The following is a 23,369-nucleotide window of genomic DNA, read 5'->3' on the forward strand; positions in this document are numbered from 1 at the left end:
ACGTCGGCCCGGTCACCTCGGCGTCAGCCCTCGTCCGGGCCACCGCCGTCGTCCTTCTCGGCCACACTCTCCTCCTGCTCGGCGGGCTTGCCAGGCTGCGGCTCGGCGACGCCGACCCTGGCGGGCCTGATCGTGCGCTCGCCGATGCGGTACCCCGGCTGGAGGATCTGCACGCACGTCGTCTCCGTGACATCCGGCGAGTAGCTGTGCATCAGCGCCTCGTGGATCGTCGGGTCGAACGGCTCGCCCTCCTTGCCGAACTGCGCCAGGCCCATCTTCGCCGCCACGACCTCGAGCGACTCGGCCACCTGCTTGAAGCCGCCGACCAGCTCGCCGTGGTCCCTGGCGCGGCCGATGTCGTCGAGCACCGGCAGCAGCTCGGTCAGGAGGTTGGCGATGGCCAGCTCCTTCACGGCGATGCGGTCGCGCTCGACGCGCCTGCGGTAGTTCTGGAACTCCGCCTGGAGCCGCTGGACGTCCTGCGTGCGCTCGGTCAGGGCGGAACGCGCCTGGTCGAGCTGCGCGGTCAGGGCCACGTCGGCGAGGTCCTGCGCCTGCGGCTGCGCCGCCGAAGGGGCGGCGGCGTCCCCGGACGGGGGAACGTCGCCGCGGTCATCGGGGGCCTGGGCCTCCGCGCCGGTGTCCGGGTTCGCCGCGTCGGCGTCGGGGACCTCGGGCTCCTGGTCGAAGCCCTGGGGGTCCTGGGTCACGCCGCACCGCCCTTCGGCTTGTCGTCGTCCACGATCTCGGCGTCGACGACGTCGTCGTCGGCCGCCCGCTCGGTGCCCGTGGCGCCCTGGCCCTCGCCCGGCTGGCCGCCGCCCGCCGCCTGCGCGGCCTGGGCGTCGGCGTACATCGCCTGGCCGAGCTTCTGGCTCGTGGCCGCGACCTTCTCGGACGCCTCGCGGATCGCCGCGGTGTCCTCGCCCTTCAGCTTCTCCTTGAGGTCGGCCACGGCGGCCTCGACCTCGGTCTTGACCTCGCCCGGCACCTTCTCGGAGTTCTCCTTCAGGAAGTTCTCCGTCGTGTAGACGAGCTGCTCCGCCTGGTTCCGCGTCTCGGCGGCATCGCGGCGCCGCGCGTCCTCGTCGGCGTACTGCTCGGCGTCGCGCATCATCCGCTCGATGTCGTCCTTCGGCAGCGCGGAGCCGCCGGTGACGGTCATCCGCTGCTCCTTGCCGGTGCCGAGGTCCTTGGCGGAGACGTGCATGATGCCGTTGGCGTCGATGTCGAACGTGACCTCGATCTGCGGGACGCCGCGCGGCGCCGGGGGCAGCCCGGTCAGCTCGAACATCCCGAGCTTCTTGTTGTACGCCGCGATCTCGCGCTCGCCCTGGTAGACCTGGATCTGCACCGAAGGCTGGTTGTCCTCGGCCGTGGTGAAGATCTCCGAGCGCTTGGTGGGGATCGTGGTGTTGCGCTCGATGAGCTTGGTCATGATGCCGCCCTTGGTCTCGATGCCGAGGGACAGCGGGGTGACGTCGAGCAGGAGGACGTCCTTGACCTCGCCCTTGAGCACACCGGCCTGGAGGCTGGCGCCGATGGCGACGACCTCGTCCGGGTTCACGCCCTTGTTGGCGTCCTTGCCGCCGGTCAGCTCGCGCACCAGCTCCGCGACCGCGGGCATGCGGGTCGAGCCGCCGACGAGCACCACGTGGTCGATCTCGGACAGGTGGATCCCGGCGTCCTTGATCACGTTGTGGAACGGGGTCTTGCAGCGCTCCAGCAGATCGGCCGTGAGCTGCTGGAACTGCGCCCTGGTGAGCTTCTCGTCCATGTGCAGCGGGCCCTCGGCCGAGGCCGTGATGTACGGGAGGTTGATCGTCGTCTCGGTGGACGAGGACAGCTCGATCTTCGCCTTCTCCGCGGACTCGCGCAGGCGCTGGAGCGCCATCTTGTCCTTGGAGAGGTCCACGCCGTGCGCGTTGGCGAACTGGCGGACCAGGTGGTCCACGATCCGCTGGTCCCAGTCGTCGCCGCCCAGGTGGTTGTCGCCGTTGGTGGCCTTCACCTCGACCACGCCGTCGCCGATCTCGAGCAGCGAGACGTCGAACGTGCCGCCACCGAGGTCGAAGACCAGGATGGTCTGGTCGTCCTTCTCGAGCCCGTAGGCCAGGGCGGCGGCGGTCGGCTCGTTGACGATGCGCAGGACGTTGAGGCCCGCGATCTCCCCGGCCTCCTTGGTGGCCTGCCGCTCGTGGTCGTTGAAGTACGCGGGAACGGTGATCACCGCGTCCGTGACCTTCTCGCCCAGATACGCCTCGGCGTCGCGCTTCAGCTTCTGAAGGATGAACGCGGAGATCTGCTGGGGGTTGAAGTCCTTGCCGTCGAGCCCGATCTTCCAGTCGGTGCCCATGTGGCGCTTCACCGAGCGGATCGTCCGGTCCACGTTGGTCACGGCCTGCCGCTTGGCGACCTCGCCGACGAGCACCTCGCCGTTCTTGGCGAAGGCGACGACGGACGGCGTGGTCCTGGCGCCCTCGGCGTTGGTGATGACGGTGGGCTCACCGCCTTCGAGAACACTGACGACGGAGTTCGTCGTGCCCAGGTCGATGCCGACCGCACGTGCCATTTCGGTATCCTCCAGCTACTTGCCTTGAGTGCAATTGGCTCAAGACTGCCGCAGGTCACCGGCCATCGTCAAATGTCCTGAGCCGACCCGGCTCAAGTCTTGTCCTCCCCGGGCACTCAAGCCGGCGGGCTCATGACAGCGGGCTCATGACAGCGGGCTCATGACAGCGGGCTCAACGCCAGCAGCGCCACGTCGTCCTCGATCCGCGCCGCGAACTCGTTGACGTCGTTCCACACGAAGTCCACCAGCCGCGGCGGCGCCTCCCCCTCGTCCGCGCGCTCGGACGACACGCGGGCGCAGACACGTTCCACCAGCGGGTAGAACGCCCCGTCCGCGTCGCGCGCCTCGGTGACCCCGTCGGTGTAGCCGAGCAGCACGTCGCCCTCATCGAGCGCCACGACCGTGGGCGCGGGCGGCCCCGGGTGGGCGACGCCACGCCCGAGACCGAGCGGCGTCCCCGCCTCGGGGTGCAGCTCGCTCGCCGCGCCGCCCCTGACGAGCAGCGGCGGCGGGTGCCCGCAGCTGATCAGCCGGGCCTCGCGCCCGTCCCCCGCGAACTCGACCAGCAGCGCCGTCGCGAAGAGCTCCGACTGCTCATCCGCGTCGACCACCAGGCGCCGGTCGAGCCGCGCCGCGACCCCGCGCAGCTCCTCCTCGTCGAGCACCGCCTCGCGGAACGCGCCGAGCAGCGCCGCCACCGCCCCCACCGCGGCGAGTCCGTGCCCCTGCACGTCCGCCACGAGCGCCCGCACCCCGTGCGGCCCCGCCCGCACGTCGAACAGGTCGCCGCCGACGAGCGCGCCCACCTGCGCCGCCCGGTAGAGCCCCGCGCACCGCACGTCGCCGACGCGCTCGGGCAGCGGCGGCAGCACGGCGCGCTGCGCCGCCTCGGCGACGTCGCGCACCACCACGAGGTCGCGCGTGTAGCGCGTCCTGATCCAGGACACCACGACGCTGAACGCCGCGATGGCCAGCACGGCCCCCAGGTCGGCGTCGCTGACGTGCGGCGGCCGGGTGAGCGGCAGGATCATCAGCCCGAGCACGCCCCCGCTGATCGCCGCCGTCCACAGCGGCCCGTAGATCAGCCCGGTGAGCGGGGGCAGCGCGGCGAAGAGGAACGCCAGCTGCACCCACCCCGGCGCCAGCCACTGGGCCACCCCGACCAGCACGAGCACCACGGGCGGCAGCACGCGCAGCCAGCGCGGCACGAGCCCGGGCGCTGACAGGGGTTGGCTCCTCATCGGCTCAGCCCCGTTGCGCGTCGATCCGGAGCCTGGCGGCCTCCTCGCGGATGGCGGGCAGCCGCGCGTCGAGCCCCTCGCCAGGGCAGTGGGTCTCCACGATGTCGCGGTGCCCCGAGACCACGGCCACGGTGGCGGGGTCGCCCTCGGGGACGCGGCTGTCGTCGTTGGTGGACACCAGGCGCACGGTGCCGCGCGGGTCGGTGCCCATGCGCAGCTTCCACGCGACGACCCGCGCGATCGCCGACATGAGCGCGTCGGGGACCAGCTCGGGCACCTCGAAGTCGCCGACGGCGGCGATGCCGACGCTGTCCATGTTGAACCCCGTGGTGTGGGCGCCGAGGACGAAACGGTCGAGCCCTCCGGCGCGGCCCTCGTAGATCGTTCCGCACTTGTCGACCACGAAGTTGTAGCCCACGTCGTCCCAGCCCATGCGGCTCACATGGTCGGACTGCATCGAACGCAGCATCTCGGGCACGTCCGCGCAGTCGTAGCCGTCGGGGTGTCCCGTGTGGTGGATGAAGACGGCGCGGGCGGCGCCCGTGTAGGTGACCTTCTCGGTCCGCAGGTCCTCGTCGGCGCCCCACTCCCCCCGCGTGATCACCTCGGGCTTGGCGCCGGGCCGTTCGACCGCGGGCGGCAGCCGCTCGGGCGCCTCGGGCGGCCCGGCCGAGGCCCCGCCGAGCGGGGGCGCGTCCACGGTCACCACGACGGCGAGCGGCAGGACCGCGGCCATGAGGGCCATCCTCCGGCGTGACCACACGGGCGCCTCCCCGGGCTGCTCAGGGCAGGATCTTGACGGCGCTCGACCAGGTGAGGCCGAGGGGCTGCTGGGCGGCCATGTGGAGGAGCTGGAGCGCTTCCAGCTGGCGGGCCCGGCGCAGCGGTCCCACGTCGAGCGGGCGCAGCCCGCCCCCCTCGGCCAGGTCAGCGACGGCGCCCTTGCCGTCGGCGTCGTCGCCCGCGATCAGCACGTCGAGCGGCTTGCCCGCCACGGCGCCGCTGCGCAGCGTGGTGGCGAAGATCGTGTTGAACGCCTTGACCACGGGCGCCCCAGGGGCGGCCTCCGCGGCGATCAGCTCGGCGGCCGACGTGCCGGGCGGCACGAGCGAGTCGTCGAGCGATGTGGGGTCGACGGGGTTGGAGATGTCGACGATCACGGACCCGGTGAGCGCGGTCCCATAGGTGGCGGCCAGCTCGACCCCCGCGGGGTACGGGACGGCGAGCACGACGAGGTCGGCGTCCTCGACGGCGATGGCGTCCGAGGCGTCGATGTCCCCGTCGGGCGCGGCGCGGGCGAGCTCGCCCGCGAGCGCCTCGGCCCTGGCGTGCGACCGGCCGATGATCCGGACGGTGTGCCCGCCGGCCAGCGCGATGGTCGCCACGCCGCGGGCCATGGCCCCCGTGCCCACGATGGTCACAATCATGGGTCCATGCCAGCACGGGCCCGGAGGGGCCGCATCTCGCGCTACGGCGCGGGGGGCAGCTCGCGGTCCTGCCGGATCGCGGCGAACAGGCGCCCGGCGACGCGCTCGTCGAGCCGCAGCCTGTTGGCCTCGGTGGGGTGCGGAACGGTCGGCACGGTGCGGAACCCGAAGGCGCCGTCGGGCACGGCCCTGAGGTCCTTGGCCAGGGCGTACAGCTCGTCGAGCGAGTCGAGCCCGGCGTCCGCGGTGATGGCGGAGGTCACGGCCTTGAGGACCGGGTAGAGCCGCGTGGGGTCGGTGACGGTCCGCTCGTCGGTGACGCGCTGGTAGAGGCGGCCGAGGAATTCCTGCTGGCGGGCGAGCCTGTTCAGGTCGCTGCCGTCGCCGACGAAGACCCTGGCGCGCACATAGGCGAGGGCCTGCTCCCCGTCGAGACGGTGGCGCCCCGCCGGGAGGTCGTGGCCGACGTTGGGGTCGCGCTCGGCCTCCTCGAGCTCGACCTCGACGCCGCCGACGGCGTCCACCACATCGGCGAAGCCCTCGAAGCCGATCACCAGGTGGTGGTCCACCCTGATGCCGCTCATGCCCTCGAACGTCCTGATGGTGCAGGCCGCGCCGCCGAACTGGAAGGCCCAGTTGAACTGCGCCGTCGTCGCCTCGCTGTGCCCGCCGTCCTCGGTGCGGCACGCGGGGATGTCCACGACGATGTCGCGCGGCACGTGCACCGCGTCGGCGCGCCGCCCGTCGGCGGAGAGGTGGAGGAGCAGCACGGTGTCGGAGCGGGCGTTGCCGGTGCCCGAGCCGAAGTCGTGGCCGATGACCAGGATGTTCCTGGCCTCGTCCGCCCCCTCGGGCCGCTCGCCCTCCTCCTCGCCGAGCGCCCGCGCGGCGGCGTGGTCGGTGCTGATGTTCCCGTCGAGCCGCTGGTACGCCCACAGCGCCACCCCCGCGATGATCGCGAGGATGACGCCGAAGGCCAGCAGGAGCCACCACAGCCACTTCTGACCACGCGTCGTCTGGACCGCCACCGGCGCACACCGCCCCTTCGGATCGCTCACGCCTCGCCTGGGCCCCATCGTGCGCGGCGGCGGGGGCGAAGTCCTGAAGGGCGGTTGCGGGCCGGGCCGCTTCCACCGAACGGGGGCGGCGCGGCGGCCGAACGGCCCAGGTGCGCCGGGGGCGTTCCACTCGGGCCGCGTGGGCCGGTCTCCTCGCGCGCTCGGGGACGGACACGCCACGGTGGGCGCCGCTCCTTGAAAGCTCAAGTGACGTTGACGTCACGGCACGCCCGGCACGTTCCCCCGAACGAGGGACGACGAATCAAGTTACCGTCGAGTAGCATGGTGCTGGGCTATGTTGGCTAGCCCTCCGTCCACCCCCTGTCCGCAGGTCCGAGGAGCCACCGCCATGCAACTCGCCGCCATCGTCGTCACGCTGGTGCTCACCGCGGTCGCCGTCGCGCTGTTCGCCCGGGCCGTCGCCCGGCTCGTCGCCACGCTGCGCCTCGGCCAGCCCGTGCCCGAGGGGCTGCGCACCGACGATCCCCGGCGCCGCACGCTGACCCTGGCCAGGGAGTTCCTCGGCCACACACGGATGAACCGCTGGGCGCCCGTCGGCGTGGCCCACTGGTTCGTCGCCATCGGGTTCCTGACCCTCGCGGGCACGATCATCACGGCGTACGGGCAGCTGTTCCAGGCCGACTGGACGCTCCCGGTGCTCGGCGGCTTCGTGCCCTACGAGATGTGGATCGAGTTCATCGCGGCCATGACCGTGCTCGGCATCGCGACCCTCATCGTCATCCGGCTGCTCAGCCTGCCCTCCCACGCCGGTCGCAAGTCGCGGTTCGCGGGCTCGACCGCGTGGCAGGCGTACTTCGTCGAGTATGTGATCCTCACGATCGGCGCGGCCATCCTGGTGCTGCGCGGCCTCGAGGGCGCCCTCCACCACGTGGACGGGTACGACCCGGCGTACTTCGTGTCGTATCCCCTGGTCGCGGCGTTCGACGGCCTCTCCACCGCCACCCTCCAGAATCTCGTGTACGCCACGGCCATGGTGAAGCTCGGCACCACCACCGTCTGGGCGATCACCATCGCGCTCCACACGGACATGGGCGTGGCGTGGCACCGGTTCCTGGCCTTCCCCAACATCTGGTTCAAGCGGCGCGCCGACGGGGAGCCCGCCCTGGGCGCGCTGCTGCCGATGACCTCGGCGGGGAAGCCGATCGACTTCGACGACCCGGACGAGGACGACCAGTTCGGCGTCTCGCGGATCGAGCACTTCTCGTGGAAGGGCCTGCTCGACTTCTCCACGTGCACCGAGTGCGGCCGCTGCCAGTCCCAGTGCCCCGCGTGGAACACCGGGAAGCCCCTGTCCCCCAAGCTCCTGGTGATGTCCCTGCGCGACCACGCGCACGCCGCCGCCCCCTACCTGCTCGCGGGCGAGGCCGTCGAGCGCCCGCTGGTCGGCACGGCCGAGGAGGGCGGCGTGATCGACCCGGACGTCCTGTGGTCCTGCACCACGTGCGGCGCCTGCGTCGAGCAGTGCCCGGTCGACATCGAGCACATCGACCACATCGTGGACATGCGCCGGTACCAGGTGATGATCGAGTCCTCGTTCCCCAGCGAGGCGGGCACCATGCTGAAGAACCTCGAGCGCAAGGGGAATCCTTGGGGCCTCGCCAAGAAGAAGCGCCTGGAGTGGACGGCCGAGGTCGCCTTCGACGTGCCGGTGGTCGGCCGGGACATCGATGACCTCACCGAGGTCGACTACCTCTACTGGGTCGGCTGCGCGGGCGCCCTCGAGGACCGCGCCAAGAAGACCACCAAGGCGTTCGCCGAGCTGCTGCACATCGCGGGCGTCCGCTTCGCGATCATGGGCGGCGACGAGGCGTGCACCGGCGACTCCGCCCGCCGCCTGGGGAACGAGTTCCTGTTCCAGCAGCTCGGCCAGCAGAACGTCGAGTCGCTCAACGCCGCGTCGGCCACGCGCGTCGTCACCACGTGCCCGCACTGCTTCAACACCATCGCCAACGAGTACCCCCAGCTGGGCGGCCGGTTCGAGGTCATCCACCACACCCAGCTGCTCCAGCACCTCATCGACGAGGGCAAGCTCGTCCCCGTCACCCCCGTCGAGGGCCTGATCACCTACCACGACCCGTGCTACCTCGGCCGCCACAACAAGGTGTACACCCCGCCCCGCGAGATCATCGGCCGCGTCCCCGGCCTGCGGAACGAAGAGATGCACCGCCACAAGGAGCGCGGCTTCTGCTGCGGCGCGGGCGGCGCCCGGATGTGGATGGAGGAGCGCATCGGCAAGCGGATCAACGACGAGCGCGTCGACGAGGCCCTCTCCCTCGACCCCGACATCATCTCGACGGCGTGCCCGTTCTGCCTCGTGATGCTCTCCGACTCGGTCAACGGCAAGAAGGCCGACGCCGCGGCCAAGGAGGACCTCCGCGTCGTCGACGTCGCCCAGCTCCTCCTCGAGTCGGTCACCACGACGGCCCCCGGCGACACCCAGATCCCCACGGCCGAGCCGGAGCCCGCCACATGAGACCCCCCCGGCCCGGGACGGCCGGACCCGGACGGCCCCCGGGGGAGCGCTCAGGGGCCCGTTCGGGAGTACGGTGGCCCGCGGAAGCGGTACGTTCATAGGCGTGGCCGTATTCAGAAGGAACCGCGACGAGCAGTACCCGCAGCCGCAGCCCTATCCCCCGCCGCAGCCGCACTACGGGTACCCGCCGCAGCAGCCGTACCAGGGGCCCGGGCAGTACCAGCAGCACCCGGAGCCCCACCCCACCTATCCCGATCCCGGCCCCGCGGCGGGTCCGCCGCCCCAGCCGCCGCTGCCCTGGCGCGAGCTGCTGAGCGGCATCGTCCTCCACCCCAGCCGCACCTTCTGGCACATGCGCGACTACGCGATGTGGGCCCCGGCGCTGATCGTGACGTTCCTCTACGGCCTCGTCGCGGTCTTCGGCCTGGACAACGCCCGGGAGTCGATCCTCGACACCACGGCCTCCACGGTCGCGCCGTACCTGCTGTTCACCGGGGTGGCGATGGGCCTCGGCGCGCTGGTGCTGAGCACCGTGACCCACAACCTCGCGCGGCAGTTCGGCGGGAACGGCCTGTGGGCGCCCACCGCGGGCCTGGCCATGCTGATCATGACCCTGACGGATGTGCCCCGCCTGGCCCTGGCCCTCTTCCTCGGCGGCGCGGACCCGATCGTCCAGGTCATCGGCTGGGCGACATGGCTGGGCGCGGGCGTGCTGTTCACGATGATGGTCAGCCGCTCCCACGAGATCCCGTGGCCCCGCGCCCTCGCCGCCTCGACGATCCAGCTGCTCGCGCTGCTGATGCTGGTGAAGCTGGGCACCCTGTAGGGCCGCTACGCTCGGGGCGTGCTTCTGTCAGACAAGGACATCCGTACCGAGATCGACGCGGGCCGGGTCCGGATCGATCCCTTCGACCCCGCGATGGTCCAGCCGTCGAGCATCGACGTGCGACTCGACCGCTTCTTCCGGGTCTTCGAGAACCACCGCTACCCGCACATCGACCCCTCGGTCGAGCAGCCCGACCTGACGCGCGAGATCGAACCGCCGGGGAAGGAGCCGTTCATCCTCCACCCCGGCGAGTTCGTCCTGGCGTCCACCTACGAGGTGATCACCCTCCCCGAGGACCTCGCGTCCCGTCTGGAGGGCAAGAGCTCACTCGGCCGCCTCGGCCTGCTGACCCACTCGACGGCGGGCTTCATCGACCCGGGCTTCTCGGGCCATGTGACGCTTGAGCTCTCCAACGTCGCGACGCTGCCGATCAAGCTGTGGCCGGGGATGAAGATCGGCCAGCTCTGTATGTTCCGCCTCAGCTCCCCGGCCGAACACCCCTACGGGTCAACGGGAGTCGGCTCCCGCTACCAGGGCCAGCGCGGCCCGACCCCCTCCCGCTCCTACCTCAACTTCCACCGCACCGCGATCTGACACGGGCACGGCGCTCCGCAGCCGGGCACACCGGGGACACCGCAACAGCCGCCCCGGCCCGATCCGCTCGCTCCCCAACTGCCGCATGGGAAACCGCGCGGTGGCGAAGACATGCCCCTCGGCACAACGAACGACGGTGGTGATCTGCAAGGCTCCCTCTCCCCTGACCCTCGACGACGAAGGGAAAGATTAGGGGAAGATCCCCACCCACTCACCACGGCACTCCGAGGTGAGGTAAGCTACGGGCAGATCGCCAAGCGGGCGTAGTTTAATGGTAGAACATGAGCTTCCCAAGCTCAGAGCGCGAGTTCGATTCTCGTCGCCCGCTCCATGATGAAGGGCCCAGGTCAACGACCTGGGCCTTGTTCGTTGCGGGGGGGGTGTCAACGCTGGAGACCGAGAAGGATGCGGATCGCGTTCTCGACGTTGCGCAGTTCGGCGGGTGAGAGGAGACCAAGCCGTTTGCTCAGTCGGGACTTCGCCACCGTGTGCAGATCGACGCAGTTCACGTAGGACTCAGCGTATTTCGTCCACCCGGAGTCAGAACCGACCGGGATGTGGGTGGCCCGCGGGCCCGTGGTTCCCGTGATCAACGCGACCGTGACCGACGCAAGCGGTTCAGCGATGCGGTTGACCGTGAGAACGACAACGGGGTGAGGGCCGAGAGGCTGGGGCAAGGCGCACCCCCAGACCTCCCCGCGCAGAAGCAGGCCAGCCCTCACCACTCCGTCTCGTCCGCTTCCCGCGGCTCCTCCTCACTCGGCGGAAGGGCACCCTCCGGCAGGGGCGCCGGCGGATCTCCTCCGCCGCCTCCCTGACGAGAAGGTGCAACCCCCTCGCGGAGCGCCTCAGACGTCGAAGCACGGTGCAGTGTCCGCATCGCCTGGTGCAGGGCTTCCACCTCGTCGGCCTGGAGGCGCACCTGAGCCAACCTCCCTCGCCCCTTCTCGCCCCAGGTATGGCCCGCGAGGTGGTCCGAGCGGGCGCCGGCCTGGTCGGCGAACAGCACCACCCTGACCGGAGCCGTGGAACCCGGCGCCCACCCGATGCGACACCGCCGGCATTCCCACCACCAAGCCGAAATCCGAAACAGCCCGCCGGAGAATCCGACGAGCTGTCACGAAACGTCAGCGCTAGCACCTTCGAATCTCGCGAACGTTCATTGCTGCTGCGAAGTAGGCGGGGAGTATGAGTTCACCTTCGGCCTTTTCTTCGCGCTGCGACTGCGGACGCGTACGGCCCGTTCGCGGGGCGTCTCGTCGCTCGTCTCGAATCCCAGCATGACGCTGTACCCCTCGCGGGCACGCTGCAGCCCGAAGTCCCTCAACTGCTCGACGCTGGTCCCCACTGTTCCGACTCGGCCGAGCTTTACCAGCTCCGCGAACTCCGCTCCGACGAGGTAGCTGACCGCCCTCTCGTAGCTGAAAATGCGCCCGCCCCTGGGTCCGAGTGTACAGTCGTCCTCCAGGAGGACGCGGGCATAGGAGAGGGGGATGTACAAGCCGTGGGCCAGCTCGGTGCTGGAAGCCGCCCCGTTCCGCCAGTGGGCGAACTTCAGGAAGCACGCGTCCGGGGAGAGGCGCCACTCGTGGGAGCTGGCGGGTTTTGAACTGAGCCGTGAAACCTGTTCCAAGCGGTCCATCTGGTCCAAGAGCTCCTTGTTCACCCGGTATTCCTTGTACGGGAACTCCAAGCGCTTGTACTGGACGAGGACAAAGCTGTGCGTGGGGTGGTGGTAGTAGATCATGTCCGTGCCCAGTCGGCTCTCGACCGGGGTGGCATTGACGTTGACGACCTCGAGACGGCGTCCTGCGGAGTCTTCCAGCACGTGGATGTCGCATCGCACGTCACTGCGTTGTCGCCAGTCGTCGAAAAGTGGCGCTTCGCCGCCCAGCCCGACCCGTACGTCGTGATCGATCAGGCTGTTCTCCACCGGGTCCGGAATGAGTCCCGCGAGGTATGGCTCGTCTCGGGACGCGGGGCGTCCCCAGGCCGACAGCGCGGAGTGCGGGAAGTCGGTCACGCGAGTGAGGGACTGAGCCGCGTCCTTCTGTTCCTGCCACGCACAGTCCGCCGCGTCCTCGACGTTGAAGACGAGCGCGTTGAGATGGGCGAGCAACCAGTCGATGTAGCGTGCCAACTCGGGGTGACGTCTCAGGAGTGCTTCCCGCAGAGCGTGCCAGGTCGTCGTGCCGCAGTGGCCCGCGCTTCCGGAGAGAGCCTGCTCCACGTGAGCCCGGTGTATCGAGGGTAGGGACGCGAGGATTCCGTCGGGGCCGTCCAGGGGCACCGGCTTCGGACATCTGCGCATGGGCTCGATGGTGATGCTTCTGTCGACCGGGCCCACCGTGTTGATGCGCTGGACCAACCCCATCCAGGTGATGAAGCGGCCGTGTTCGGCGAGCCCATTGCGGCCGATGGCCCCGGAACGCGCCCGGTAATCGCCGACCAGGAACGCTAACCGGGTACCGGTGTCGGACGTGTCGAGCCCTGTGGGCAGCGCCTTCGTGAAGCGCTCCGAGACGAGCCAGTCGCCTTCGTTGTCGGCCACCTGGTCCGGGGTGAGGGTCACTATGTACGTCACCAGAGGACCCTATCGACGCCGCTGGCACCGGATGCGCCGCTCCTCAGCGGACGACATCGGCCTGGAGCGGAGCGGCTGCTGCAGGCGTCCGGGCTGCTTCTGCTGCGGGCGCGAGGCTGGGTGGATTCGGTCCTCCCGCCGCCCAAGCCGTGCCACCTCGTGGCCTTGCAATTGGTGCCGACGTCTTCCCCGTTTGGGGCAGCGGGCCAGGTCCATCTGGGCCAGGGCGTTCTCTTCCCAACCAACACCCGCCCCAGTTTTCTCAGCGGTCACGGAACGCGCTGTCCGTGCCCCTCACGCGCCCCCCGTGCGCACTGAGCCGGTCCTTTTGCCTCCAACAAGCTGTGTCTGCGGTGATCCACCGTCCGCCCACAGCTTGGAGGGGACAAGATGCCGGAGGAGTGGATACGGGCTCTGGTGGCGGATTTTGGATCCGAGTGTAGGGAGCGTCTGCGCGTCAGCGACACAGAGGCGTCCATCAGCCTGCCGGTGGCGAAGCTGGTGGAGACTTTCGGAGTGCGCTTGAAGCTGCGTCCTCGCCTTCATCCTGAGTATCCCTTGCCCGAGGCCCGGGTGCGTCCGGACTACGCGGTGGAGACATCTGGGCGTATCACCGGCTTCGTTGAGCTGAAGGCCCCCGGGCACGACGTCACGCCCGACGGCTTCACGAAGCGGGACCGGGAGCAGTGGGAGCTGATGCGCCGACTGCCCAACGTGCTGTACAGCAACGGTCACACCTGGTGCCTATATCGGGGCGGTTCGCGGCCTCTCCGCACAGTTCGGCTCGAAGGTGATCTGTACCGGTCCGGCAACCGGTTGCGTACCAGCGAAGCCGATGGAGCGGCGTTTCGGGATCTGTTGCGGGAATTTCTCGGGTGGCAGCCCCAGCGCATCATCAGTGTCAGCCAGTTGGTGTCATCTATTGCTCCGCTGTGCCAGTACCTGCGAGAGGAAGTGCTTGAGCAGCTCGCACTTGAACACAGAATGCCAGAGGGGCCCCGCAGCCGGCGGAGGCTCCCCCAGCCTTTCACTGCCTTGGCGCTCCACTGGAGCAGGGTGCTCTTCCCCTCAACCGACGGACTGGACCCCGACCACCTATTCGCCGACCGCTACACCCAGACGATTGCCTTCGCCCTGCTGCTGGCCCGTATCGAGAAGCTGCCGCTCGCCGGTCGTAACTTCGTTGACGTTGCACGTGAGTTGAAGGCTGAGAACACGGTCATGGGCCGAGCCCTGCAGTTGCTGACGGAGACGGTGGACGCCGAGTTCGCCCGCCGAATCGACACGCTCGTGCAGGTCATCGACGCTGTCGATTGGGAAGCGATCCGAGCCCGGACGCCCGACGCCCACGTTCATCTCTACGAGAATTTCCTCCAGGAATATGACCGGGAGCTGCGTAAGCGCTCAGGCACGTACTACACCCCGCCCCGTCTGGTAAAAGAGATGGTCCGCTTCACCGACACCGTCCTGCGCAACCGTTTGGGCTGTGTGGAGGGCTTCGCGGACGAGCAGGTGACGATCGTCGACCCCGCCATGGGCACCGGCACATTCCTCAGCGAGATCATCGACAGGGTCGCTGAAGAACGCTCCCGTCGAGGGGAAGGCTTCCGCGGCGAAGCGGTGGAACGGCTGGCGGGCCGACTGATCGGCTTCGAGCGTCAGATGGCTGCCTTTGCGGTCGCCCAGATGAGGATCACCCAGACCCTCCGCAAGCAGGTCACCAACACTCAACTCGGCGATCTGCGACTTCATCTCGCCGACACCCTCGCGGATCCCTATGAGAGGGCCACCCTCTTCACGTTCCTGTCTGATGGTGATCCTCTGGTTGAGAACACCCGCAAGGCGGATTGGATCAAGCGTGAGCAGAAGGTCACCGTCATGATCAGCAACCCGCCGGACCGGGAGAGAGCCGAAGGGGAAGGCGGGTGGGTGGAGAAAGGCCGCGAGGGGGATGACAAAGCCCCTCTGCTCGATGCCTTCCGCCTCGGAGGCAGAAACGGAGTGCACGAGAACAAGCTCAAGAACCTTTATGTCTACTTCTGGCGCTGGGCCACCTTCAAGGTCTTCGAACAGCATCGTTCCGCGTCAGACCGCGGAATTATCGCCTTCATCAGTACCGCGGGTTTTCTCAGCGGGCCCGGTTTCCGAGGGATGAGGAAGTACCTGCGTGAGACTTGTTCCGAGGGTTGGATCATCGACCTCAGCCCGGAGGGTATCCAGCCACCTTTGCGGACACGCCTCTTTGAAGGCGTTCAGCAGCAACTGACGATCGCTGTGTTCGTCCGCAGCAGGGCCGACACCGAACCTGCCCGCATCAGGTACGTCGCCCTGGACGGCAGCACTCGTGAGGAGAAATACGCCCAGCTGGAGGCTCTCGGGCCGGACAGTGACCAGTGGCGTTTGGTGCGGCAGGACGCCCACGCCCCCTTCACACCTGCGGCACTCGGAGCATGGGACACCTATCCCGCATTGAATGATCTGCTGCCATGGACTGTGCCCGGCATCCTGCCCAAGCGGACGTGGGTCTACTCACCGGACCCCGACATGCTGCGTTCCCGGTGGCGGAGGTTGACCGCCGAGAAGGACTTGGCCGAGAAGCGTGCTTTGTTCAAGGAGACCAAGGGCGGCCGTACCATCGACCGGCCGGTCAAGCCACTCCCGGGCTCCGCACTGCGAAGGCTGTCGATGCTGGAGGCAGGTCCCGAGTGTCCGGAACCGGTGCGTGTGGCCTTCCGTCCTTTCGACCGGCAGTGGATCATCCCGGACAACAGAGTCCTCGACAGATGCTCGCCGGAGCTGTGGGAGAACCAGGCTGAGGGCCAGATCCACATTGTGGAACTGCATTCCGAGCGGTTCGGTGACGGCCCCGCCACTCTGTTCACCGCGCTGATGCCGGATATGCATCACTTCGCTGGCTGGGGTGGCGGCAGGGTGATTCCCCTTCTACAAAAGGACGGCACCCCCAATGTGACCCCCGGCCTTCTCCAGCACCTTCGTAACTCCTTCGGTGGGCTGGCCGTCTCCGCCGAGGACTTGGCCGCGTACATTGCCGCGATCACAGCTCATCCCGGATTTCGGTCCCGCTTCGACGACGAACTCACGACCGTCGGCGTCCGCGTACCGCTCACCGGCGACGCCACGGTGTGGTCGGAAGCGTTGCACATCGGACGGAAGGTGATCTGGGCCTCTACCTTCGGAGAGAGGCTCGTGGACCCGGCGGCGGGGAGGCCCGGCGGACCCCAGGGCTTCTGGACGACCGCGCAGCCCACGATCACGTACCAAAGGAAGGTCGGCAGGGACGAACTACCCGAGAGTTTCGTCTACGATTCCAACCGCCTGGAACTCCACTTCGGCCATGGCGTTTTCGGCCCCGTGACTCAGCAGATGCGGGATTACCAGGTCAGTGGGCAGAACGTTCTCGATGGCTGGTTGAAACGCAGGACGGGACCGCCGTCTCGCAGGGCCGTCAGCCAGCTGGACCACATCCGGCCCCACCGGTGGCATCCTGCCTGGAGCGAGGATCTTCAGTATGTGCTGGCCGTCCTGTGGCATCTGGTCGAGCTGCAGTCGGCTCAGAACGAGCTGCTCGACCGTGTTCTCATGTCACCGCTGGTCAGCGTCGTCGAGTTGCAGCGTCGGAACATCCTGCCCGTCCCGGAAACCGCCCGTCGTTCCGCTCCCGCACCGATACAGACCGACCCCATCCCCGGGACCGAGGGCATCGAGGCGCGCGAGCCGCACGCTGTAAGGCCACTCACCGCAGACAGGAGCTCTCCGGCCGCCGCTCCGATGACGCAGTCGCGGAGGAGCAGGAGTTCTGGCGCTACGCAGTCGCCTCGCAGGAAGCGACGAGAACCGTAGATGTGCTACCTGACCCGCGCCGCACAGCCGAACAAGATCCGGTTTGGAGCAATGCGCAAGACCAGTGGATCAATGTCGGGGAGACGCGCGAAGGGCGAACCTTCCTGAATGATCCTGTGATGATCACCGAGTAGGCCGACGTTGGCACGTCGGTCGGGAAGGCACGCCCGGTGCGACGTGAGATCGCATCGCACGCGGAGTCCGCAAGAGAGGAGATTTCCCAATGACGTTGACAAGTCGCCGCCATGGCTGGGAGTGAGCAGTGGTAGCACTTTCCGTCACGAACCATCACTTCGTTGACGCGTCGTCGGGTGAGTGCGAGCAGGGCCTCCTTGTGCCCCTTGTCTTCTCCGCGTTTCCGGTCGTACGCCCTGGAGGCTGGGCAGGTGCGGAGAATGAGGGCCGCGTCGCCGCCCTGGACGGCCGCTGGGTGGCGCTGTCGGCGGGCCCCGGGCCGGTGGTGCGGGGTCGGGGTGTCCCGCTCCGAACGGCCCCCCGGGGCAACGGCACAGGCGGGACAAGGCTGTAGCCGAACTGCATCATTTTCGGCCGGATCGAACGGTCAGGGCGTGGCTAGGGTGAGCCCGTGCCAGCGCCTCTGAGTGCCGAAGACCCGACCACCATTGCCGGTTACCGGCTCACCCACCGCCTCGGTGAGGGCGGTATGGGCAAGGTGTACCTGTCCCATACGCCCGGCGGCCGACCCATCGCCATCAAGGTGATTCGGCCGGAAGTCGCCAGTGATCCCGAGTTCAGGCGGCGGTTCCGCCAGGAGGTGCGGTCCGCCGAGCGGGTGCAGGGCCTGTTCACCGCCCCCGTCATCGACAGCGACCCGGACGGGCCGCAGCCGTGGCTGGCCACGGCCTATGTCGCGGGCCCTTCGCTCCACGAGGCCGTCCGGAACCACGGCCCGCTGCCGGAGCAGGCCGCGGCGCGCGTACTCGCGGGCATCGCCGAGGCGTTGCAGGCCATCCATGGCGCGGGCGTCATCCACCGCGACCTCAAGCCGTCCAACGTCCTGCTCGCCGCCGACGGGCCTCGGGTGATCGACTTCGGGGTCGCGCGGGCCGCCGACGCCACGTCGCTGACCCGCAGCGGCGTCACCGCGGGGACCCCCGCGTTCATGGCACCCGAGCAGGCGATGGCCCAGCCCGTCACGCCCGCAGCCGACGTCTTCTCCCTCGGCCTGATCGCTGCCTTCGCCACCGCGGGCGCCCCGCCGTTCGGGGACGGCTCCTCACCGGCCGTGCTGTACCGGATCGTTCACGAGGAGCCCGATCTGGCGGCGGTCCCGGCCTCGTTGCGCGAGCTGACGGCCCACTGCCTGGCCAAGGACCCGGCGGGCCGCCCCTCCCCGGCCCAGGTCATCGAGATGTGCCGCCGGGTGACGGGCACCGGCGCGCACCCCGCGCACGACTGGCTGCCGCCCGCCGTGACCGCCGAGATCGACCAGCACGCCGCAACGGTCACCGCCCTGGCGGCACAGCCCGCGCCGCCGACCGCGCCACCCGCCACGCCGCCCCCGGCGTTCGCGCCCGCAGCGCCCCCGACGTTCGCGCCCGCGGCATACGCGGCGCCCGCGACGCCCGCCGCGCCGCCCCACGTTCCGCGGAGCCGTCGCCGCGGGTGGCCGGTCGTCCTGGCGGCCGTCGCCACGTGCGCGGTGCTCCTCGGGGTGGTCATCGGCGCCATGGCGCTGAACGGCGGCGATGACTCGGACAACGGCGAGACGGGCAACGGCGACGCGGCCGGGGAGTCGTCGCCGACGCCCACGGACCAGGACACCGCCGAGGACGAGGAGGGCGGGGAGGACGAGGCCGCGGCCGAGACGCCCTCGCCCGAACCCCCGGCCGATCCGGAACCGGTGGTCTACGAGGGCGTCTCCATCCCCGACAGCCACACCATCTCGCTCTACCAGGACCCACCGGCCCCGGTGCGCGGGGAGCTGGGCCCGCACTACGAGGGCGAGCTCGGGTACTACGGGGCGAGTGTCATCACACTCGACCGCCTGGTGGTGACCAGCGACGGGAACAACCTGGTGCTCCTGCGGGCCAACGAGCCCGGCTCGCTCGACACCTGCCGCTCGGCGACCCGGTACACCGACCGGCTCGAGGCGGAGGAGGCGCCGCCAGGCTCGGAGATCTGCCTGACCACCGCCACCGGGGACATCGCCCTGGTCACCGTCCGCGAGTACGCGTCGACCGACTCATCGAGCCAGTACGTGACCGTTGACCTCACGGTCTGGCGCGGCGCCGCGCAGCCGTCCGGCTGAGCACGTCCGCCCGAAGGGCCCGCGGCCCGCGGCGCACGTTCCGGGGCGCTCACCGACTCTCGCTCCGCGCGTCCACGGGGGTTCCCGGCTCTTCGCCGCCCTCGTGGCGCGCGGTCACGCGGACGCGCATGCGCCGGGGCAGCAGGGTCGTCGCCAGTGGCTTGGGGCGGGCGTCGGTCCCCGGCTCGGGGGTGAGTCGCCAGCGGCTGGCCACGGTGGCCAGCGTGAGGGTCGCCTCGGTCATGGCGAACTCGTCGCCGATGCACTTGCGGCCGCCGTTGCTGAAGGCGGCGAAGGAGCCGCGCGGCAGGGCCGAGGCCCGTTCGGGCAGCCACCGGTCGGGCTCGAACGCGTCGGGCTCGGCGTGGACGTCCGGCCGGTGCTGGACGGTGAACGGGCTGATGAGGACGAGGGAGCCGGGCTCGAGCACCTGGCCCGCGACGGTGGTGCGCGCCGTGGTGGCCCGGGTGAACATCCAGCCCGGCGGCCGCATCCGCAGGGCCTCGGTCACGACGCGTCGGGTGAAGGGCAGCCGCGGAAGGTCGGCGAAGCTCGCGGGGCGGCCGCCCAGCACCTCGTCGACCTCTTCCTCCAGGTGCCGCTGGGCCGTGGCGTTCCCGGCCAGCAGCAGGAACATCCAGGTCAGGGCGGCCGCGGTGGTGTCCGTTCCGGCGCTCAGGAAGGCGATCGCCTGCTCGCGCAGCTGGTCGTCGGTCAGGGGGCGGCCGTCCTCACCGCGGGCGTCGAGCAGCAGCGCCAGCAGGGAGGCGGGGTGGGGACGGACCCGGTGTTCGGCGACGAGGCGGTCCATGGCGGTGAGGAACGTCTCGCGGGCCTCGGCCTGTCGGCGTATGACGGGCAGGGGCAGGCGCTGGACAACCTTGGGCAGCAGGAGGTCGACGGCCAGGCCGCGGGTGAGGGTGGCGATCGACTGCCGCACGGTGGCGGCCGCCTCGTCCGTGCACCCGGCGCCGAAGATCATGCGCATCGCGGTGTTCGCGCTCAGTCGGAAGAACGTCGGGAACGCCTCGAAGACGTGTCCTTCGCGCCACGAGGCGGTGAGCGCGGTGATCTGCGCTTCCATGATGACGCCGTAGGCCGCGATCTTCTCCGCGCTGAACGCCGGTTGCAGCATGCGGCGTTGGTGCCGGTGCTGGTCGTGCGGGCAGAGCCCGAGGCTCTCCCCGAACACCTCGCGGGCCCGGTCGTAGAGCGGACCGCCCTTGTCGAACGTGCGGTACTCGACCAGCATGTGGCGCAGGAGCTCGGGGTGGCAGGGCACATGGGCCCTTCGGGGGCCGAGGCGGATGGTGACCAGGTCACCGTGCCTCGACAGGGAGCCGAAGAAGCTCAGGGGGTCACGCATCAGGTGCGGAGCGTGCCCCAGCACGGGCAGGGCGCCGGGGGCTGTGCCATGGGTGAACGCGGTACTGCTGCTCATGGTGTGACCTGCCTTTCACGGGCGCTGTTGGCGGACGGGGCGCGGGGTCTTCCGTGAGTGGGGCGGCGTCGGTGGGCGGGACGAAGTCGGTGGGCGGGGGTGGCTCGTCGGCGTACGCGTCATCCGCGTCATGCGCGTCAACGTAACGAGGCGCGCGCGGGACCCGTCCCGAGGCAGCCGGGGACACCCACGGCGCTCTCGACGCCCGCCGCACCGCCCGTTTCGCCGTCCCGGCGTCGGCCACGGTCAGGTCGAGTCGCCCATACAGCGCGACCGGGCCGGGAAACGCCTCGAACGCGCCGTGGACGCGGCGTTCGGCGCCCTCCCGTCCGAGGTCAGGGGCGCGGGCGGGCGGGGGGCTCGGCGTCCGCGGCGTCCCTCTTCGCCTTGATGCGCGACGCCTCCTTCCTCACCTCGGCCTGGGTGGCGCGCTCCCGGCGCAGCCACTCGGGGTCGTCGAGCTTCAGCGCGTCGATCTGCTCCGTCGTGAGCGCCTCCGTGACGCCTCCGCGCGCGAGGCCCGCGATGGAGACGCCCAGCTTGGCCGCGACCACGGGCCGCGGGTGCGGGCCGTCACGCCGCAACTCCCGCAGCCACTCGGGCGGATCGGCCTGGAGCGCCCGCAGCTCGTCGCGCGAGACGACGCCCTCCTGGAACTCGGCGGGAGTGGCCTGGAGGTACACACCCAGCTTCTTCGCCGCGGTCGCGGGCTTCATCGTCTGGGTGGTCGGGTGCGACGTCATGCCGTCCAGGGTAGCGAGCGGGTCCGACAGCGCCGCACGTGGAACGCGACCGGATAGCCTGGCGACGTGACAGGCTCGGATGTGCCCCCTTCGCTTCGGCTCGCGTACGTTCCTGGCGTGACGCCGACCAAGTGGGTCCGGATCTGGAACGAACGGCTCCCCGAGGTGCCGTTGACCCTCGCCATGGTGGCGGCGGCCGAGGCGGTCGACGCGCTGCGGGGCGGGCGGGCGGACGCGGCCTTCGTGCGGCTGCCGATCGACCGGACGGGCCTGAGCGTGATCCCCCTCTACATCGAGACGACGGTGGTCGTGGTCCCGAAGGACCACGCGATCGCGGCCGTTGACGAGGTGGCGGCCGACGACCTGGTCGATGACGTCGTGCTGCACCCCCTGGACGACACCCTCGACTGGGAACGCCCGCCGGGCCGCCCCGCGAACGAGCGCCCCGCGAACGAGCGCCCCGCGACGACGGGCGACGCGATCGAGCTGGTGGCGGCGGGCGTGGGACTCCTCGTCGTCCCGCAGTCGCTCGCCCGCCTGCACCACCGCAAGGACCTCACCTACCGCCCGCTCGTGGACGCCCCCACGTCACAGGTCGCGCTGTCGTGGCCCGAGGAGGCGACGACCGAGCTGGTCGAGGAGTTCATCGGGATCGTCCGCGGGCGAACGGTCAACAGCTCCCGCGGCCGCCCCACCCCGCCGCAGCCGAAGAAGGCGAAGCAGGCCAAGAAGGCACAGGGGCAGGCCCAACAGCGGGCGCGGACCCAGCCGAGGCGGGGCCTCCCCGCACGCGGCAAGAGCACCCGCCGCGGCAAGCCCCGTCGCAGGTCGTGACGGAGCCAGCTCCGCGTCGGTGGGCCAGGGTGGCATTCGCGCCAAGTTGCCCCGGACAGGGCCGAGAAGCAACGTTCCCCCGCGCACGGCCCTCGGCACCGCCGCGTCCCGCCCGAAGCCGCCGCGCCCCCGGCCGACGGCGGCGTGAGCGCCCCCCGTTGACCTGCGGCACGTTGACTCCTGTGGAGAACGGTGCGAACCGGTTGACGCCCGCCCGCGCGGGACGGACCATGCCACTGGCAATTGCCTTTCCGCTTTTCTCTCCGCCGTATCGCTCTCGCACATCCGTGAAAACACGGCCCGTGCAGTTGATCAATAACGCCGGAGGGCGTGTTCCGGCCACTCGTCAGGACCTGGCTTGACCTGAGGCGCCACGGCGGCAGGATGGACGGCACTTCTGCGGCGAACGGCGCCAGCAATCAGCAGTACCAGGAGTGATGAATTCGTGACGCCACAGCGGCGGCACCCCGCGACATCGCCTATTCACCGGGCCATGGAAAACCACACCGCGATCGCCGGTTCCAAGGGCGGGTGCGCATGAGCGGAATCGAGTGGCCAGGCCCCACCTTTCTCGGTCGGCTCGGCCAGGACAGCCTGAAAGATCTCATGGACATCGGAGTTCTCTTCCACTATCCCCAACACCGCGCTCTGCTGCGCCAGGGCGACAACAGCAGGCATGTGCTGCTCATCCTGGACGGCATCGTCAAGGTGGTCACCACGTCGGAGAACGGATACGACATGCTGACCGCGATTCGCGTGCGCGGCGATCTCGTCGGCGAGATGGCGGCGTTCGAGGACCGACCCAGGTCGAGTTCCGTGATCGCCATTCGCCCGGTGACGGCCCATCTCATCCAGTGGCCGCAGCTGGACGCCTTCCTCAGTCGCCACCCCGACGCCAGGCGGGAAATCCTGCGGATGCAGAGCACCCGCCTGCGGTGGGCGAACCAGCGGCGCCTCGACTTCGGCGCGTACGAGGCTCCCACCAGGTTCGCCCGCGTCCTCGGCGAGCTCACCCAGACCTACGGGCATCCGGTGGACGGCGCGTCGGGGAAGAGCAGGAAGCTCGGAGTGACCATCACCCAGGCCGAGCTGGCCTCGCTCGCCGGAATCGCGCTTCCGACCGCGCAGAAGACGCTCGCCGAGCTCTCCCGCCGCGGCGTCGTCGAACGCGGGCGCCGCACACTGGTGATCAAGGACGTGCCGCAGCTGATGCGCATCGCGAAACTCGTCGACTGAACCCGTACTGGTACGCGTTCGCCTCCCGAAACCGCTCGTAACCTCACGCCAACGGTCGCGGAAAGTCCGTGACAGAGGGAGGAACGGCCAGGTGGCCGAGCGGTCCGGGTATTACCCCTGCACATGCATCGCCGTCGACGTACAGGCATATGGAGGAAACAACGATCGTAGGCAGTCCGACGTCCA

General features: G+C 69.9%; 18 protein-coding genes and 1 tRNA gene. 8 read left to right on the forward strand and 11 right to left on the reverse strand.

Going from position 1 to position 23,369, the window contains the following annotated elements; genetic code table 11:
- Window positions 1–23 precede the first annotated feature (23 nt).
- The 6 genes from grpE to D7318_RS03775 form a co-directional block, all read right to left on the reverse strand.
- On the reverse strand, window positions 24–710 hold the full coding sequence (gene grpE / locus D7318_RS03750; protein WP_120695390.1) for a nucleotide exchange factor GrpE: 687 nt from the start codon (window positions 708–710) through the stop codon (window positions 24–26).
- Window positions 707–2,572, reverse strand: a complete 1,866-nt coding sequence (gene dnaK / locus D7318_RS03755; RefSeq protein ID WP_120695391.1) for a molecular chaperone DnaK — start codon at window positions 2,570–2,572, stop codon at window positions 707–709. The genes grpE and dnaK overlap by 4 nt, the downstream gene beginning before the upstream one ends.
- A 158-nt stretch (window positions 2,573–2,730) precedes the next feature.
- Entirely contained in the window at window positions 2,731–3,813 is a 1,083-nt protein-coding gene (locus tag D7318_RS03760) for a PP2C family protein-serine/threonine phosphatase (protein WP_120695392.1), read from the reverse strand.
- 4 nt (window positions 3,814–3,817) lie between these two features.
- Entirely contained in the window at window positions 3,818–4,576 is a 759-nt protein-coding gene (locus D7318_RS03765) for a peptidoglycan recognition protein family protein (protein ID WP_120695393.1), read from the reverse strand.
- A gap of 19 nt (window positions 4,577–4,595) precedes the next feature.
- Window positions 4,596–5,240, reverse strand: a complete 645-nt coding sequence (locus tag D7318_RS03770) for an NADPH-dependent F420 reductase (RefSeq protein WP_120695394.1) — start codon at window positions 5,238–5,240, stop codon at window positions 4,596–4,598.
- Window positions 5,241–5,281: 41 nt separating this feature from the next.
- Window positions 5,282–6,268 carry an LCP family protein gene (locus D7318_RS03775; RefSeq protein WP_183091299.1) on the reverse strand — a complete coding sequence of 329 codons (987 nt, stop codon included), beginning with the start codon at window positions 6,266–6,268 and terminating at the stop codon, window positions 5,282–5,284.
- 379 nt (window positions 6,269–6,647) lie between these two features.
- On the opposite strand from D7318_RS03775, the gene D7318_RS03780 reads away from it, so the two are divergent.
- The 3 genes from D7318_RS03780 to dcd all read left to right on the forward strand — a co-directional run bounded on the left by D7318_RS03780 (window position 6,648) and on the right by dcd (window position 10,212).
- Window positions 6,648–8,792: a (Fe-S)-binding protein gene (locus tag D7318_RS03780; protein WP_120695396.1), complete on the forward strand. Its 2,145-nt coding sequence runs from the start codon at window positions 6,648–6,650 to the stop codon at window positions 8,790–8,792.
- 103 nt (window positions 8,793–8,895) lie between these two features.
- Window positions 8,896–9,618, forward strand: coding sequence for a Yip1 family protein (locus tag D7318_RS03785; RefSeq protein ID WP_230423317.1), 723 nt, complete (start codon window positions 8,896–8,898; stop codon window positions 9,616–9,618).
- A gap of 18 nt (window positions 9,619–9,636) precedes the next feature.
- Window positions 9,637–10,212 carry a dCTP deaminase gene (dcd, locus tag D7318_RS03790; RefSeq protein ID WP_120695398.1) on the forward strand — a complete coding sequence of 192 codons (576 nt, stop codon included), beginning with the start codon at window positions 9,637–9,639 and terminating at the stop codon, window positions 10,210–10,212.
- Here dcd and D7318_RS33665 read toward each other — a convergent pair.
- Window positions 10,126–10,362 carry a hypothetical protein gene (locus D7318_RS33665; RefSeq protein ID WP_113688073.1) on the reverse strand — a complete coding sequence of 79 codons (237 nt, stop codon included), beginning with the start codon at window positions 10,360–10,362 and terminating at the stop codon, window positions 10,126–10,128. The genes dcd and D7318_RS33665 overlap by 87 nt on opposite strands.
- Before the next feature lie 107 nt (window positions 10,363–10,469).
- On the opposite strand from D7318_RS33665, the gene D7318_RS03800 reads away from it, so the two are divergent.
- Window positions 10,470–10,543, forward strand: a tRNA-Gly gene (locus D7318_RS03800).
- Window positions 10,544–10,595: 52 nt separating this feature from the next.
- Here D7318_RS03800 and D7318_RS03805 read toward each other — a convergent pair.
- Complete coding sequence (locus D7318_RS03805) at window positions 10,596–10,937, reverse strand: type II toxin-antitoxin system PemK/MazF family toxin (protein ID WP_120695399.1); 342 nt, start codon at window positions 10,935–10,937, stop codon at window positions 10,596–10,598.
- Between the two features lie 434 nt (window positions 10,938–11,371).
- Window positions 11,372–12,796, reverse strand: coding sequence for a hypothetical protein (locus tag D7318_RS03815; RefSeq protein ID WP_120695401.1), 1,425 nt, complete (start codon window positions 12,794–12,796; stop codon window positions 11,372–11,374).
- A 390-nt stretch (window positions 12,797–13,186) separates the two neighbouring features.
- Between D7318_RS03815 and D7318_RS03820 the strand changes: the two genes are divergently transcribed.
- The gene (locus tag D7318_RS03820; RefSeq protein ID WP_120695402.1) at window positions 13,187–16,657 is read left to right on the forward strand and encodes a type ISP restriction/modification enzyme; all 3,471 of its coding nucleotides are present in this window, start codon (window positions 13,187–13,189) and stop codon (window positions 16,655–16,657) included.
- Window positions 16,658–17,243: 586 nt separating this feature from the next.
- Entirely contained in the window at window positions 17,244–18,929 is a 1,686-nt protein-coding gene (locus D7318_RS03830) for a serine/threonine-protein kinase (RefSeq protein ID WP_230423320.1), read from the forward strand.
- A 49-nt stretch (window positions 18,930–18,978) separates the two neighbouring features.
- Here the strand turns inward: D7318_RS03830 and D7318_RS03835 are convergent, their stop codons facing one another.
- Window positions 18,979–20,370, reverse strand: a complete 1,392-nt coding sequence (locus tag D7318_RS03835; protein WP_120695404.1) for a cytochrome P450 — start codon at window positions 20,368–20,370, stop codon at window positions 18,979–18,981.
- A gap of 335 nt (window positions 20,371–20,705) precedes the next feature.
- Window positions 20,706–21,113: a DUF5997 family protein gene (locus D7318_RS03840; protein ID WP_120695405.1), complete on the reverse strand. Its 408-nt coding sequence runs from the start codon at window positions 21,111–21,113 to the stop codon at window positions 20,706–20,708.
- Between the two features lie 66 nt (window positions 21,114–21,179).
- On the opposite strand from D7318_RS03840, the gene D7318_RS03845 reads away from it, so the two are divergent.
- Window positions 21,180–21,947, forward strand: coding sequence for a LysR family substrate-binding domain-containing protein (locus tag D7318_RS03845; RefSeq protein ID WP_120695406.1), 768 nt, complete (start codon window positions 21,180–21,182; stop codon window positions 21,945–21,947).
- 537 nt (window positions 21,948–22,484) lie between these two features.
- Window positions 22,485–23,183: a Crp/Fnr family transcriptional regulator gene (locus D7318_RS03850; protein WP_120695699.1), complete on the forward strand. Its 699-nt coding sequence runs from the start codon at window positions 22,485–22,487 to the stop codon at window positions 23,181–23,183.
- Window positions 23,184–23,369: the final 186 nt, after the last annotated feature.

It is taken from the genome of Streptomyces radicis (assembly GCF_003626575.1).
Taxonomy (GTDB): domain Bacteria; phylum Actinomycetota; class Actinomycetes; order Streptomycetales; family Streptomycetaceae; genus Streptomyces; species Streptomyces radicis.